The sequence below is a fragment of the Clostridium sp. KNHs205 genome (assembly GCF_000702945.1).
Lineage (GTDB): Bacteria > Bacillota > Clostridia > Lachnospirales > Lachnospiraceae > Anaerocolumna.
Window position 1 is genome coordinate 234,029 of record NZ_JNLE01000003.1, and the last position, 15,044, is coordinate 249,072.

The 15,044-nt window shown below is 39.0% G+C and carries 13 protein-coding genes; 4 read left to right on the forward strand and 9 right to left on the reverse strand.

The genetic code is table 11. The features are described 5' to 3' along the window. Window positions 1-267: 267 nt before the first annotated feature. Window positions 268-1,488, forward strand: coding sequence for a helix-turn-helix transcriptional regulator (locus BR73_RS0101055; protein WP_033164038.1), 1,221 nt, complete (start codon window positions 268-270; stop codon window positions 1,486-1,488). A 149-nt stretch (window positions 1,489-1,637) separates the two neighbouring features. Beyond that, window positions 1,638-2,192, forward strand: a complete 555-nt coding sequence (locus BR73_RS0101060) for a GNAT family protein (RefSeq protein ID WP_033164039.1) — start codon at window positions 1,638-1,640, stop codon at window positions 2,190-2,192. Window positions 2,193-2,263: 71 nt separating this feature from the next. Here BR73_RS0101060 and BR73_RS0101065 read toward each other — a convergent pair whose 3' ends face one another. The 6 genes from BR73_RS0101065 to BR73_RS0101090 all read right to left on the reverse strand — a co-directional run bounded on the left by BR73_RS0101065 (window position 2,264) and on the right by BR73_RS0101090 (window position 7,311). After that, window positions 2,264-3,181, reverse strand: coding sequence for an AraC family transcriptional regulator (locus BR73_RS0101065; protein ID WP_033164040.1), 918 nt, complete (start codon window positions 3,179-3,181; stop codon window positions 2,264-2,266). 137 nt (window positions 3,182-3,318) lie between these two features. Continuing rightward, on the reverse strand, window positions 3,319-4,104 hold the full coding sequence (locus BR73_RS0101070; protein WP_033164041.1) for a nucleotidyltransferase domain-containing protein: 786 nt from the start codon (window positions 4,102-4,104) through the stop codon (window positions 3,319-3,321). Window positions 4,105-4,215: 111 nt separating this feature from the next. Beyond that, window positions 4,216-5,292 carry a hypothetical protein gene (locus BR73_RS0101075; RefSeq protein WP_033164042.1) on the reverse strand — a complete coding sequence of 359 codons (1,077 nt, stop codon included), beginning with the start codon at window positions 5,290-5,292 and terminating at the stop codon, window positions 4,216-4,218. Beyond that, window positions 5,279-5,842 (reverse strand): RNA polymerase sigma factor, encoded by a 564-nt coding sequence (locus tag BR73_RS0101080; protein ID WP_033164043.1) that lies wholly within the window; start codon window positions 5,840-5,842, stop codon window positions 5,279-5,281. Before BR73_RS0101080 ends, BR73_RS0101075 begins: the two co-directional genes overlap by 14 nt. Window positions 5,843-6,309: 467 nt before the next feature. Then, window positions 6,310-6,540 carry a hypothetical protein gene (locus BR73_RS0101085; protein ID WP_033164044.1) on the reverse strand — a complete coding sequence of 77 codons (231 nt, stop codon included), beginning with the start codon at window positions 6,538-6,540 and terminating at the stop codon, window positions 6,310-6,312. A gap of 150 nt (window positions 6,541-6,690) precedes the next feature. Next, the gene (locus BR73_RS0101090; RefSeq protein ID WP_033164045.1) at window positions 6,691-7,311 is read right to left on the reverse strand and encodes a TetR-like C-terminal domain-containing protein; all 621 of its coding nucleotides are present in this window, start codon (window positions 7,309-7,311) and stop codon (window positions 6,691-6,693) included. A 286-nt stretch (window positions 7,312-7,597) separates the two neighbouring features. On the opposite strand from BR73_RS0101090, the gene BR73_RS0101095 reads away from it, so the two are divergent. Continuing rightward, complete coding sequence (locus BR73_RS0101095) at window positions 7,598-8,302, forward strand: ABC transporter ATP-binding protein (RefSeq protein WP_033164046.1); 705 nt, start codon at window positions 7,598-7,600, stop codon at window positions 8,300-8,302. Next, complete coding sequence (locus BR73_RS0101100) at window positions 8,302-11,586, forward strand: ABC transporter permease (protein WP_197032609.1); 3,285 nt, start codon at window positions 8,302-8,304, stop codon at window positions 11,584-11,586. Before BR73_RS0101095 ends, BR73_RS0101100 begins: the two co-directional genes overlap by 1 nt. 174 nt (window positions 11,587-11,760) lie before the next feature. Here the strand turns inward: BR73_RS0101100 and BR73_RS0101105 are convergent, their stop codons facing one another. From BR73_RS0101105 to BR73_RS26985, 3 genes are all read right to left on the reverse strand, one after another. Next, complete coding sequence (locus BR73_RS0101105; RefSeq protein WP_033164048.1) at window positions 11,761-12,192, reverse strand: VOC family protein; 432 nt, start codon at window positions 12,190-12,192, stop codon at window positions 11,761-11,763. A 110-nt stretch (window positions 12,193-12,302) separates the two neighbouring features. Then, entirely contained in the window at window positions 12,303-13,796 is a 1,494-nt protein-coding gene (locus tag BR73_RS0101110) for a hypothetical protein (RefSeq protein WP_033164049.1), read from the reverse strand. A 691-nt stretch (window positions 13,797-14,487) separates the two neighbouring features. Continuing rightward, window positions 14,488-15,021 (reverse strand): GNAT family N-acetyltransferase, encoded by a 534-nt coding sequence (locus BR73_RS26985; protein WP_051684882.1) that lies wholly within the window; start codon window positions 15,019-15,021, stop codon window positions 14,488-14,490. Window positions 15,022-15,044: the final 23 nt, after the last annotated feature.

Sequence of the window (15,044 nt, forward strand, 5' to 3'; positions counted from 1 at the left end):
TAAAGAATCTGTTTAGAGAATTTAACATTACTGGATTTGAGTATTATGGGTTTTAACATAATAAAAGATACTTATTTCTCTCTCGTTGACAGTAAGTATAATTAGTGCTTCTGCGGTACCTGTAAGTGGTGCTCGAAATTAGTATATATACGCCTGTTATCTTCCAAACTTAATTGACATATGACAATAAAACTAATTATACTTTTAAGTAAAGTCAGGAGAAAACGTTTGCATTTTAGTAATTGAGTACTCAATATAAGGAGGAATATGAAAAATTATATCGGATTTTTAATCCGCCAAAAAAGACTGGAGCTAAATATCTCTCAGGAAGGACTCTGCAAGGGTATATGCGCTCCCTCTTATTTAAGTAAAATAGAACAGGGACAAGCCGATGCCAGTTCTGACATTATTACAAGTTTGTTTTCTGCCCTTGGCATCAGATATATAGGAGATAACTCTGTACTGGCAGATGCTCGTGAGCATTTCGATCGTTTCTTTTTTCTCCTGGATTCAGAGGAACCAGTAGAAGAAGAAAGCAATTATTTCATCATGTACAGAGAAGAATTGGAACACAGTGAATTTCACCTGGATTATCATCTATGCTTATTATTCTCCCTTTTGTCAGCAGGAAATCAGGAGCAGGCCGAGAAAGAGCAAGCTTACTTGAGCCGTTTCCTCCCTTATATGGAGGATGTGCAAATAATGCGGTACTACCTGGGTGCGGCAGCAATCCAAGGGCACTCAGAGAATACTGTCCAGCTTTTGCTGAAAGCAGCTCATTACGGTAATAATAGCGTTATTTATTATCAATTGGCAAATACCCTATATCATATTGGTCATTATAGCGACTGTATCCAAAGAGCGAATACCGCTTATTTGTTTGCGTCGGAAGAGGGAAATCCTGCGGTTTTAATTGGTGCCAGCTTTCTTTTAGGTTCCTGTTATTGTAACGGGCGTGATTTATCCATTGCAGAAAAATACTATAAACGTGCAATCGCCCTAACTCGCGGTTATCGTGTACCGGTAAAAAACTATGCTTATTATAACCTTGGAACAGCTTACATTAGCTGTGAACAATATCAGGAGGCTGAATATTACTTGCTTCAAGCCGGAGAGTTGGAGGAAGAGACTTATCATAAAGTCATGCTCAATCAAAAAAAAGCACTTTTGTTTATCCATTTAGGAGACTTAGAAAAATACCGTCTATTCTTAGACCGTGCTTCTGAAGCACTACAGGCTCTCTCTGAGGATACTGATAAATATCATCTTTGCAAAAAAATGATCACATTTGCAGAAATGTTAAAACTGCCTGACTACCTGGATACTCCTGGATATTTTGAACTATTGGAGGAGTTATATGGAAATGTGAATCAACCCTTTGGCTTTGGTTTTCGCAGATTTTATGGATTATATCTGATTCGTTATTATAAGCATCAAAGAAAATATAAAGAAGCGCTGCGCATTCGAGAAGAAATGGATATTTCCTGATATGATAGATTTAGCCCTGCTTATAAGGCATTTTCGTATGCATATTTCCCATATAGACCCCGTTTACTTCATATTAAGTGAAATGTTATAATAAACTCACCTCAGTAAATGAGATGATTCTATGAAGAGACACAACGGAGGAAATCCTAATGAAAAAAATTGAAAAAATCTGGGAGAAGGACAATTTTATCCTCAGACTTGCGAATAAAGAAGATGCAGAAAACTATTATCACCAGAACTATAATCCCTTAGACCCTGAAGTGGCAAGGCTAACCGGATGCAAGGCTGTTTTTTCCCATGATGAAGTCGTTAGCTTTTTCCTGCAATGTATAGAGGCTGACGACCGCTATGATTTCCTGATCATAGACCCCAGCGGACGGATTATTGGAGAAAGTGTAATTAATGAAATTGACTGGGACTTAAGAAGCGCCAATTTCCGTATTGGAATTTTCCACAGTGAAATATGCGGGAAAGGTATTGGGTCCTGGGCTACTCAAATGACCCGTGACTTTGCATTTGAACAGCTGAAGCTTCACCGATTGGAGTTGGATGTATTTTCTTTTAACCCACGTGCCGAAAAGGCTTATCTGAAAGCTGGCTTTAAACGGGAAGGTGTATTGAGAGATGCCATTTGGGACGGAGAAAAATACGCAGATGATATTCTGATGGCAATTTTAGAGGATGATTGGAAGGAAATAAAATAAGTAAGATTAATAAAAAGATAGGGGGTTGAAAAACAAGTAAAAAATCAGCAGTTTTTCAACCCCTTCTTTCATTATTTCTTAATACAAGGCATTATCCAATCACAGATTATCTGTTTGCTTCCGGTTTCCATAGGCGTGCAAAATCTGCTTACAGTGTAGAATTCAATCCAGTAGAAATCCTCATAGTCCAGTTCATAACCGTTCTTAAGCACCATATCCGACATTAACAGATATGCATTGTTCAGAATATCCTCAAAGTTTGCTGCACCTATCTGGGCTTTTGCAATTGTTCTTCCTTTGATTATCCTCCCCGTCATCCCTTCCGGAACAGGAGTACCCAGTTGAAAGAACTTGCCTACAATATAGGTATCGCCAAGGCCTTCTTCTGAAGTAAAGTCTGCTGAATACCCAAGTCCCATGCAATCCTCCATACCAACCTGATAATCCATAAGAGCTGTCAGTTTATCATCATAATGCTGACTCCAGAATATATCCCATAGCTCTTTGTTGCCAGACACCCCATGCTCCTTGTTGCTTATACCAATCAGCAGAAGGTCCTCCGTTTTTTCATAATCGATTTTTACCAGCTCAGCCATAATCCTTCTTCCTTTCATAACATAATAAGTATCCTTGTCTGTAAAGAAAAGAGGAAAAAAAGCTTTCTCCTTATAGCTTTCAATGGTCAGCTGAACAGGCGGCACCAAAAATTGCTCTTTAAAGGCTCTCGTGTAGGAGGCAGTATTCTCATAACCGCAGCAGAGAGCCGCTTCCGTTACGTTTACCTTCTCTTCCAAGATCATTCTGGCTGATTCCGTTAATTTTCTTCTGCGCACATATTCTGTCATTGATATTCCGCAGATATAACTGAATATCCGTTGATACACACCAAGAGGTATACCGGTAACCCTGGCGGCTCTGCCAAAGTCAGCCTGAAAGATATCACTTTCAAGCATATCTATAACCTGTTGTGTCTGCTCCATTACATCCATTTCTTCCTCTTCCTTTCAGTTATATCTTATAGCAGGCTGAATATGCCCGCTTTCCATTTTCTGTACAAATAATGTATGCCTTAATATTACCCTGATTTCCTGACACTAATAATTCGATTAAAGCTTGAATTGATCATCTAAATATCTGCTACCGGCACATTACCTGTCAGCCAGTTTAGCTCGCTATCCTGCATAAATCTGATAGGCCATTCCTTTGTAGTAGAGGTCCAGGTATGAAAATTTACAATACAGTTAAACAACTGTTCCACAGCCTCTTCTGACTTCTCCTTGATTGCCTTGTTCATATACTCCAGTAGGTTTTCGGGTTTCTTCTCCACACCTTCAAGCACTTTTAAAAACCATTTATGGTAAGGATACAAGGTCTCATTGTAGGTTAGCACTAATCTTCCCGCAAACAATACATAATTGGATATTGCTGTTGTAATCAGATATTCGTTATTCCTTTTCATACCTTCATAGAAATACCATCTCCAGGCTTCAAACTGCGCATAGAATTTCTCCAGGTTTTCTATTTTTCTTTCCACCGGATATCTGGAGGCTTCTGCCACAAGCTGCTCCAGTCCCTCAATTTTTGAGTAGGATACAAAGGCGTCTTTAAAGGCAAACTTTGCAGGTTCACTTCCCATAGCAGCCGTTTTCTTTATAAACTCTACTGAGGTGCACTTTCCATCAACATAACCGCCTTCATAAGGTGTCGCTTCGGTTTCATAATAGTTAAAGTTCTCCTCCGCCAAGGCTTTTTTATAGTCCTCTTCTGACATTACAAGCATTAGATCAATGTCAGAATTCTCTCCGGCAAAGCCATGAGCCACAGATCCTCCGATAATTATACCTAATACATCTTCTCGTTGTTTTAATTTATTAGTTATTGTTTCAATAGCAAGTTTATGGTGATTATACATTATACAACTCCTTTGTTTTCTTTATATGGATTCCATTCTCCAAGGGGTATTATAATGTATTTACCTTAATATTGGAATATAAGACTTCCAAATTACAGTAAAAGCTGTCCCTTATTTCAAATAATAACGCTTTCCATTAAACTTAATATTCTTCACGTTATCAACCATAATGGGTTCTTTAAAAAAGAGTGACGCCTTGCAATAGATTACATCAGGCTCTAAATTACCGAATTCATCTGCCCTGCCTCCACTTATAGAATAAGAAAAAGCTTTTTTATCTAAACTGGCCTCCGGAAAATAAATAATTGCTTTATCACTCTTTTTCTCAAGCTCCTCCATTACAATGTCAAGATCCGAATCCTTCGTGGTTCTTTTCTCAAAAGAAAAGATACAGGAGTAAGGCGTTAATTCTATCTTAGTCAGCGTTACATATTTATTACCCAGTAAAATATCCTGATCTAAAAGGATTGTCTTGGTATAATCCACTTCTTTATCAAAATCTATGTCTATTTTCCACTTTTTTTTATAGATACCTTTTATTTTTTCCTGGGTATGGAACGCAAGCCCTGCCAGTTCTATACTGTATTGTTTGCCAGTCATTTTCTCCTTCCCTATAACGGTATAAAGGATCTCAAACTGTACCTCCCCACTATTTCCATTCAGGGGAATATAATGATAGCCAAGACTGCCACCTTGGGCATCCTGGAATAAGGTACCGCCGCTTTCTTCATTAAAACCAAATCTTCCTTCCGTGTAAATACCTTTCTCCTTCAATACATTCTCCGCATTTTTTACTGTAAATCTCAGCATAACAGACCCAACATTACCCGTTGCTACGGCCCCCAGTACCTCAATCTTCAATTCATCCGAATCTACGACCTTTCCAACACTGCGGGAGGAAATTTCTTTATACTGCTCGGGTGCCAAATACACCTGACTCTTGGGGGGTTCTCTTCTTCTGTCCAGATAAAACTGGTAAAAGAAGTTTGTTCCGGTGAGCTGATCGGCAGTAACAGTAGCTCCGCCGATTAAAAGCAGTACAAGGCAGGCAACTGCAAACCCAAACCTTAACTTCTTTTTCTGTTTCCGTTTCTCAGTTTTCAGCTTCTCCTTCAGGTCAGTAAAATTCCTGGGGGTTACCTCCTCCAGGATATTATTTATTTGTGAAAGTATTTCAGGTTCTTTCATAATTACTCTCCATTTCTGCAGATGCTTTATCATATCCAAAGCTTTGCTCCTTTTGAGACAGTTTACTGATTGCGTTGCTATACTTCCACCGAACAGTTGCATATGGCCTCTTAAGAATCTCAGCAATCTCCTTATGAGAAAAACCAACAGAATAGAGAACCACTATCTCCCTCTCCTCTTTTTTTAGCATGGACAGCAATGAATTTAATTCCTGGAACTGCAGCATCTTCCGGTACATATCCTCTGATGGCAGTTCTTCATCCAGTTCCACAAACCTTTTACCCTCCTCTCTTTTTGTAAGAGCAAGGTTTCTTGCTATCTTCATTACCCAGGCTTTTGCATTGGTTCCGCAGCGGTAACGATGTGCCTTATCCCAGACTCTGATAAAGGTATTCTGCATTATATCCTCTGCATCATAAGGTGATTTTGTTATGACATAGGCTAATCCGTATACGGCTTTACTCATCTCTTCATAAAATTCCTCAAGTGCCACCATTTCCCTTCTGGAAATCCGTACCATCAGATTATCCATCTCCTCACTGCTTAACAAATCTCCACCCCCTAGTAAATGCTTTCACAGATATAACCTTTTAACTTTAGAATATGTTTGAATAATTTTTATTTATTTTTCCGACAAAACTCAGCCTTAATTTGAATTGACTTTTTACGCAATTATATTTGCAATATACCGGCTCTACCAAAACATAAGTTCTGTTGTGTATAATAAACTATATTTACCAAATTTGTCAAATTATCAAGCAACTCTTTACCAGTTTTTCCATTGAATATAACAAAGCAATTACTCTTCTTCACAATAAAGCAGCATACAATACAATCCAACAAAAAAACATGTCCATATTTATGAACCTTTGCAGTGAACCTTAAGGATAATACGGCTATAATGACACCTGTCACTATAGTGTATTACTCTCATCGCCACCTGGGGTGCATAAACAGACATGCAGTATTTAATACAGTGCAGTAATTGTACGAACCATTGAAACCTATCCATACCAATTATTTATTTTTTTCATTTCCACGCTTAAAATTACCTGTTACTTTAGCCATTATCAGCTGTGCTTCCTTCTGATCTGTATTCCTGATTCGCTCCAGGAACCTGTCACTGACTTTTTCTTTTAGAATAGTAACCCTCTTGCCACGCCAGAATATAAAAACATTCTTATCCTTAGATACCTCAAATGTAAATGGACTTTCATCCAGCTTATTTCTCTTATCTTCTTCTCCCATTGGCTTTCTCCCATGTCATTATCTTAATATACTACCAGGTAAATACCTTATGCTTTATCAAGCTACTTAAGATTCTACCTAATATAAAGATACTGCAGCAAGAGATACTTTCTGCATATTCAATCTATACAGACACCTACCATGTGACTGTCAGTTTAAATGATTATAAGTCTTCATCAGTCCATTTAATTCAATAGAGCTTTTTATTGTCGGGATAATCACGTTGGCTGCAAATGCTGCCATTTCCTCTGGTGACTGCTTACAGCCGGTTTTCAGCCACTTTTGGAGAAAACCGATATAACCGTTGATGATAAAGGCATTAAAATAGTCATATTCCTCTTCCGTCATATGGGCGCCGACGGTTTTCCACAAATCAGAGATTTTCTCATCAACAATATTTTTGATGCGGTCAACAAAAGCAGCATCTCCGTTTGGCCCCAGCATAATCTCACAGAACTCTTTGTTTTCTGCACAGATGGAATAAATCCTTACCAGGACCTCCGGGGGCTTTCCTTTTACCGGCGGATGATTCATCATCTGATCAATAATTTCATTGAATTTCTGAAAAAAATCTTCCTGTACCTGACTGATCATATCATAAATATCCGTATAATGAAAATAAAAGGTTCCTCTGTTAACATCCACAAGCTCTGTAAGCTCCCGGACCGTTATATTGGAAATTGCCTTCTGACGCATGAGACTGAGCAGACCTGTCAATAATTTTTTCTTGGTATTACGGACACTCCGGTTGTTATCACCGCTTTTATTCATAGCTGTTTCACCTCATATTTTGAATAATTTTTGCATTTCTGTTGAAAAATACACATCCTGTTTTATACTGTTTATTGATTTCTTTAGCTGAATATATTATGCTGAATTCTAGTTTATTTTTCAACACTTGTCAAGTTATAGGGGATAATATATCAGCAGGAGCAAATGGTCATGTTCCAAACAGACCAGAAGCAAGCCACACCGATATGAATCGCTGGGCTGGGAATCCCAGAAATTCATTCAATTCATAATTTAGCTTGTAATTATCCCCAGCTTAGGAGGTACCATGAATTCTTTTGTACGATTTGAAAATGTCGGTAAAACGTATCATTCAGGTGATGTTAAAGTTAATGCTTTGCATGATACCACTTTTGAAGTAGATAAAGGTGAGATCTGTGTAATTGTAGGGCAGTCAGGTGCCGGCAAGACCACCCTCTTAAATATTTTAGGCGGAATGGATACTCTGACCACCGGCCAGGTGTTTCTTGGTGACACAGAGATTTCCGCCCTGAGTAAAAAAAGCCTTGTAGGCTACCGCAGAGAAGATATTGGTTTTGTATTCCAGTTCTATAATCTCATACCAAATCTGACGGCTCTTGAAAACGTTGAGATTGCTTCTCAGATGATAAAAGATCCCATTCCTGCGGCGGAGATTCTTGGAAGTGTAGGCCTCTCAGAACGGCTCTATAATTTCCCCTCCCAGTTATCAGGCGGAGAACAGCAGCGTGTTTCCATAGCCCGGGCACTGGCTAAAAATCCCAAGCTATTATTATGTGACGAACCTACCGGGGCACTTGATTACAATACCGGTAAACAGATTCTTAAATTATTACAGGATCAGAGCCGGAGAAATGGAATGACTGTTATCATCATCACACATAATTCAGCACTGACAGCAATGGCTGACCGGGTAATTCATGTAAAAAACGGAACCGTCTCTTCGGTGCGTAAAAATGAGAAGGTTATACCGGTAGAGGAGATTGAATGGTAATGAGAAATTCTGCATGGAACAAAAACAACCGCCGGGAAATACGGCACACCCTGGGCCGTTATCTTGCGCTTCTTGTTATTATAGCTCTTGGCGTGGGATTCTTCTCAGGCCTTAAGATAACCAAAGAGGCAATGCTACAGACAGGTGATGCTTTTATTAAAACCACCAAAATGTATGATTACCGATTGCTCTCCACTCTGGGCTTTACCGCGGAAGATGTGGATAACATCAGTGGCCTTGAAGGTGTAACCACTGCCCAGGGTGCAATTAATGCCGATTTTATTACAGCTTTTCATGATACGGAGGATGTAATCTTTAAAGCCCACTCCATTACAGACAACCTGAATCAGATAAAGCTGGTAAAAGGCAGACTCCCTGAGGCTGATAATGAATGTGTTGCAGATGCCGGATATTTCACAGAAGAAGATCTTGGAAAAACAATTAATATATCTGAAAAAAACGAAGAAGAGGTCCGGAATAGCTTTTCCTATCAGGATTACACCATCGTCGGCTTATGCAATTCCGTAAACTATATGTATCGCAGTGACCGGGGTACCACTAAGCTTGCCGGGGGTTCCATTAATGCCTTTCTCTACCTTCCGGAAGACGGTTTCAGCGTTGATTATTATAGTGAAATCTATGTTACCCTTGCTGATAACCAAGGTCAGATCTTTAGTAAAGAATATGAGGCTGCCATATCCGCTATGGAACAGCCGTTAAAAGCTGCTGTCAAAGCCCGTGGAGATTTGCGCTACAGTGATATCATAAAGGAAGCCAGTGAAGCTATAGCAGATGCCCAAAGTGAATACGATTCCTCTTATGCTGAATACCTGGAGGGAAAGAAAGAAGCAGAAAATAAGTTAAGTGATTCCAAAAAGAAATTAGAGGACGCCAGAACTAAGATAAGCAGGAACGAAAAGAAACTGGCGGGCAGCGAGATTACCTTAGCAGAAAAAGAAAAGGAATATAACTCCTCCCTATCTGAATATAACACCGCAAGGAAAGAATTTGATACAAAAAAATCCGAAACTCTAACTACCCTGGAAGAAAAGCAACAGGAAATTACCACCAACCGCACTAAAGTAACAGGTGCTATGAATGAGATTGAAAAAAGCGGTGTCCTCGAACAATATAATACCTTAAAAGAATCAGAAACCACTTTAAAAGCCGCTCTTTCCCAGCTTTCAGATCCCGCAAGTACCGAATACCAGACCTATACGGCACAGCTAAAACAGGTCTCAGAAGGATTGGCTCAAATAGAAGCCACCGGGGTAATTACCCAGTATCAGACCTTAAGTAACTCCCTGAAACAGCTGAAGACCGCTCAGCGCACCCTGAATACAGCAAGAAAAACCGCTGAAAAGGAATTTAAAACAGCCGGGAAGCAGCTTACCTCAGCCAAAGCTCAGCTGGACGGGGCAAAAATAACCCTTGATACTTACAAGGAGCAGATAACAGATGGAAAATCGACTCTTACCAATGCAAAAAAAGAATATAAGGAGGGTCTTAAGAAATATCAGGGCGCCAAAGAGGATACAGAAAGTACTCTAAAGGAAAGCGAAGAAAAACTCAATGAGGCATTGGATAAAATAAACGATGCCAAAGAGGAGGCAGCCTCACTTGATAAACCCGCCACCTATGTACTGGACAGAACGAAAAATATCGGATATGCAAGTTTTGAAAACGACTCCTCGGTTGTTGAAGGTATTGCAAAGATATTTCCTATCTTTTTCTTTCTCGTAGCGGCTCTGGTATGCAGCACCACCATGACCAGAATGGTGGATGAACAGCGTACTCAGATAGGAACTCTGAAAGCCCTGGGCTATACCAACCGTTCCATCGCGTTAAAATATGTGACCTATTCCGGAAGTGCTGCTGTCCTTGGCTGTATCCTTGGATATTTTACAGGCACCAGGTTATTTCCTTTTGCCATCTGGCAGGCTTATAAGATGTTATATGATTTCGCGGAGATTAAATATGTATTCAGCAGCAGTTTAGCACTGCTGACCTTATTGGTTTCCCTATTATGTTCCGTTGGCGCCACCTATGCTGCCTGCCGGACGGAGCTGTCACAGATGCCGGCAGAATTAATGAGGCCTAAGTCCCCCAAGGTTGGAAAACGAATCTTTCTGGAGCGGATTCCTGTATTATGGAAGGCTATCAGCTTCCTCCATAAGGTATCTATCCGTAATATCCTGCGTTATAAGAAGCGCCTGTTTATGATGATACTTGGAACCGGCGGCTGTACCGCACTGCTGCTGGCAGGTTTAGGTTTAAATGATTCTGTCAGTAATATAGCGGATGATCAGTTTGATACCATAATGCTCTACGATTACACCATAGCCTTTTCAGAGGTTCAGACAAAGAAGGACATGGCAGCCTTCAAGGAAAATACCTCCGCTCTCTTGTCTGAATGTGTCTTTATATCCTCAGATACCTATGAAGTCACAGGCAAAGGCGGTAATCAGAAGATAAATGTCATAGCAAGCGATGACCCGGATATTACAAAGGTTATCGGGCTGCACCTTAACGGAAAGGCCGTTCCTTTTCCAGAAGAAGGTTATGTAGCCATTAATGACCGCCTGGCAGAAACCGAAGATCTTAAGATCGGTGATTCCATGACCATAAGCCTCAATAACACAGAGGCCTATACAGTTGTAATAGGCGGTATCTTTAAGAATTATGCCTTTAACTATATGTTCATGAGCGGGACCACCTATGAGCAGGTCTTTGGAGAAACGCCTGCTTATAAGACAGCTTACGCCACTACTGATTCCACGGATATTTACAATATATCTGCCAGGCTCATGAAAGATCATGGCGCTTCAAGCATAGTGGTTACAGCCGATACCAGAAACCGGGTTACGAATATGATGAACAGCTTGAATTATATTGTGTGGCTGGTAATTGCCTGTGCCTGCGCCCTTTCTTTCGTGGTTATGTATAACCTGAGCAATATCAACATAACAGAGCGGAACCGTGAAATTGCAACCATTAAAGTTCTGGGCTTTTATCCAAAGGAAACCTACAGTTATGTCTTTCGGGAAAATATCGTTATCACTCTTATCAGTACCATGTTCGGACTTCCGGCGGGCATCCTGCTTCACCGTTTCGTAATGGACCAGATAAAGATTGAGGCTGTTTCCTTTAATGTTCAGATATTACCTGTGAGTTACCTTTATGCATTAATAGTCACTATGGGGTTAACCTTATTTGTTAACCTGATACTGGTTCGAAAAATCGACCGGATTAATATGGCTGAGTCCTTAAAATCCGTAGAATAATGGGGTTGGAATAACTACTTATCTTCTCTATCGTCTTGCAATGAATAACTATAAAAAGGGCTGTTTCAAAGTATTAGAAAATCATTTTCGATTTCTGAATTTTCTATAACACAAGGAAACGGCCCTTTTTGATATACCAGCATTACACTCTTTGACATCTTTTTTAGTCTAATTCTATAAAATCAGCATCTCATGTTCATCGTATTTAAAGTCAGGCCCATAAGCAACCTCCCAATAATAACCGTCAGGGTCTGTAAAATAAGCGTGGTAACCACCCCAAAAAACCTCCTGTGGTTCTTTTATGATGATACCGCCTGCTTTTCTTGCCAGTTCAATAACTTCCTCCACCTTTGCCTTACTGTCCACATTATATGCCAGTGTAATACCTGAGAAACCCTCCCGAATAGCCGGAGGATTTACATCATCGATATCTTTTGCAAGCTCCTGTATCGGAAATAATTCCAGTTTCGTTCCATAGGAATTAAAAAATACTATGTGAGGATTGTTTTCCGTAACATCCGTGACAAATCCAAGGCCATCACGGTAAAACTTAACGGATGTCTCCATATCTCTGACACCCAGGCAAATTATGCTTACTCTGTTCATTTCTTTTCTCCTGTTGTATTTATAGTTAGAGTTACTAAATAACTCCATTATGATTAATCATTTTAGAATTGATATTTATTAGATTCGATTCATTGATGTTCGTAACTCTTTTAATCCGTCTTTACTGTTTTCCTGGTACTCCATTTACCATAGATAATATTGCCCTTGTCATCTTTAATATATCCGCGTACCTGCACATAATAATTAGTCTTATTCTTTAGTCCTGCTACTTGTATTTGCTGCCCGCTAACGCTCTTGATTACCGCATTTTTCATTGCGCTGTTTGTAGAATAACGGAGCTGATACTCTTTGCTTCCCGCTTTACTCCATTTTGCAGTAAAACTGTTAGTTCCTTTTTTCAGCATTATTTCGGTTTGTTTTATATCAACAGTCCAGATGCAATACAAATACAGGTTTTCAGAGACATTCGTTACAACTCTGTCTGGATAGGAAATTCCAGTCCCGTCAGCTTTTGTATTGAAGCTGCTGATATAGATATTGTTACTGCCTTTTACAACAGGAAGTATTTGAGGAGCATATTTTTGCTTGTCTTTCATTGTCTCTATCGTTGTTGCTTCACCATCCAGCGAGAAATGTTTTGAATATGAGAAATTAGTGTCTAATATTACTGTATATTCTTCTGCTTTCTTAGTTATATTGTTCTCTTTAGTGTTACTGTTCTCTGATGAAGACTTTATGACCGCAGCCTCATTTCCACTGTAGATATCTTCTCTATAATCCTTTAATATGGATTCATAATTGACCTCTTTCCATATTGTTGCATTTCTATATTCGTTCTGAATAGGTGTAACAATACTTTCCACTTTATAATCACTGGTTCCAAATCCAGCGATGGGTTTATCCCATGGTATCCCAACAATGTGCCACTTTTCGCTTAAGAATACTTGGTTGGTCATATAACTGTTATAAATATGCATCATACGACACTCAATTCCCAGGATATCCATAAAATATTTGAAAGTATAAGAAAACCCTTCGTCTATACCGTTATTTTTTAGTAACGGTCCGATAATGCCATAGGCACTTCGAGGAACATCTTTCTTTTCACGATGATCGTATATACAATTAGCAATCAAATATTCAAAAATTACTTTTGCTTTCTGCTCCTCAGTCATACCAGGTAAAATATTTTTATCAATTACCTCGGCTGCTTTCTTAACTACTTCCAAGTCTGTCCCCGAATATCCTGTAAAATTTTTCTTCTGAACAGCCAGAACAGGGTTATATCTTACTACAGATACTTTACAGAAAGCAATATTGGTATCACAGTTTGCAAAGACAATCGCAGTTCCAACCCCAGCAGCATAAATAGTACCATTAACTACCGTTACAACCGTATCGTCAGAAGAAGTCCAGATAATATCTCTATGTTTCTTACTACTCTGGGGTTTGATTTCCGCCGTTAGGATATAGCTCTCTTCCAGGCTAAGATTCAGATTGGATGCATTAAGAGAGAGTTTCATTATATTGCTTGTTGTTTCTTTTGTATTGGTTTGAGCCTTTACAAATGGGAAAGGAAACAACAATATACTCACACAGATTCCCAATGCTATTACTGTAGACGTAATCCACTTACTTTTCACGGCATTTCCTCCTTTTGTTTATGAAACTATACAATATTTGGATTTTATTAGATTATATCATCTAGTTCGTTATCTGTCACTCATTAAGAATGTCTATCTATCTGGTATAAATGTAAGATAATCCCTTTGAGAAGTAGTAAAATATATATGCTAAAATTGACCAATTTTATATACTTATTTTCCCAATTTCAATCGATTTTTTGACTCATTTATTGGTATAATAATTTTATGGTAACAGGAGCAAAGTCAATTGATGGCTTGGGATAATTATGAGTGCTTGCCCTTCCTTTTATAGAGGAAGGAGGTGAACTTTTCCTATATTACATAGAAAGGGGGAGTGCGCCTGATGGCAGTTGCAGAAGCATTATCTTTAATGATAACCTTCTCTAGCTTTGTCGTAGCTTTGATTACTCTAGTTGTTAGTCTGATAAAGATGAACAACAAAAAATGATTATCCTGCACCGCCTAAAGTATAGGATAATCATTTCTTATACACGTATTGGGCAAGCATAGGTTTTAACCCTGTGCTGCCTGTTACCTACATTATATCAGTAGCTTTCTTTTTTGTAAATACTGGATACACTTTTCTCCGGATTTCTCTTTTCATTTCAAAAATTCGATGGCTTCTCATTAATCTGTTCTGAGGTAAATCCGTTTATGAAAGCAAATTTGCCGTTATATGTTCCTTCATCTAAATGTACCTTTTCAATTCGTATATACTTAAATATTTTTCTGTTCGAATCAACTGAAATCCGGTCTTTTCAAGCACTCTGCGGGACGGGTAGTTTTCATGCTCAACATTTCCATGAATGACTGGCTCAGCTCCAGCTTCTTCCAGCCTTTTTAAACCCCAGGTTACAGCTGCCTTCGCAGCCTCAGTAGCATATCCTTTATTTTGATAGGCTTCACCTATTCCATAACCAACTTCAACATAATCAAGCTCCTCTTGGGGTCCATGAAACTTACTTAGAGATACCGTACCTATAAAATCTCCGGAATCTTTCAGATAAAGCCCCATGTCAAAGGGTTCCTGCAAAATATTAACTACATAACCGCTCTGATTATTCATGATTTCAATATCCTTCCTGGCAGTTTCTCTGTTCAAAGGGTCTTGAAAATAGAACCATTGCCTGTAGGATTTCTCATTTCTGAACTTTACATAGATATCCAGATCCTCCATTTTAATAGGGCAATAGACTAAACGCTCACTTAAAATCTGTTCCATTCTCTACAATAGCCTTTCTCTAA

Excerpts from the sequence above, each read along its gene's own strand:
- BR73_RS0101055 (WP_033164038.1), top strand. The coding sequence starts at position 268 with ATGAAAAATTATATCGGATTTTTAATCCGCCAAAAAAGACTGGAGCTA.
- BR73_RS0101060 (WP_033164039.1), top strand. The coding sequence starts at position 1,638 with ATGAAAAAAATTGAAAAAATCTGGGAGAAGGACAATTTTATCCTCAGA.
- BR73_RS0101065 (WP_033164040.1), bottom strand. The coding sequence starts at position 3,181 with ATGGATGTAATGGAGCAGACACAACAGGTTATAGATATGCTTGAAAGT.
- BR73_RS0101070 (WP_033164041.1), bottom strand. The coding sequence starts at position 4,104 with ATGTATAATCACCATAAACTTGCTATTGAAACAATAACTAATAAATTA.
- BR73_RS0101075 (WP_033164042.1), bottom strand. The coding sequence starts at position 5,292 with ATGAAAGAACCTGAAATACTTTCACAAATAAATAATATCCTGGAGGAG.
- BR73_RS0101085 (WP_033164044.1), bottom strand. The coding sequence starts at position 6,540 with ATGGGAGAAGAAGATAAGAGAAATAAGCTGGATGAAAGTCCATTTACA.
- BR73_RS0101090 (WP_033164045.1), bottom strand. The coding sequence starts at position 7,311 with ATGAATAAAAGCGGTGATAACAACCGGAGTGTCCGTAATACCAAGAAA.
- BR73_RS0101095 (WP_033164046.1), top strand. The coding sequence starts at position 7,598 with ATGAATTCTTTTGTACGATTTGAAAATGTCGGTAAAACGTATCATTCA.
- BR73_RS0101100 (WP_197032609.1), top strand. The coding sequence starts at position 8,302 with ATGAGAAATTCTGCATGGAACAAAAACAACCGCCGGGAAATACGGCAC.
- BR73_RS0101105 (WP_033164048.1), bottom strand. The coding sequence starts at position 12,192 with ATGAACAGAGTAAGCATAATTTGCCTGGGTGTCAGAGATATGGAGACA.
- BR73_RS26985 (WP_051684882.1), bottom strand. The coding sequence starts at position 15,021 with ATGGAACAGATTTTAAGTGAGCGTTTAGTCTATTGCCCTATTAAAATG.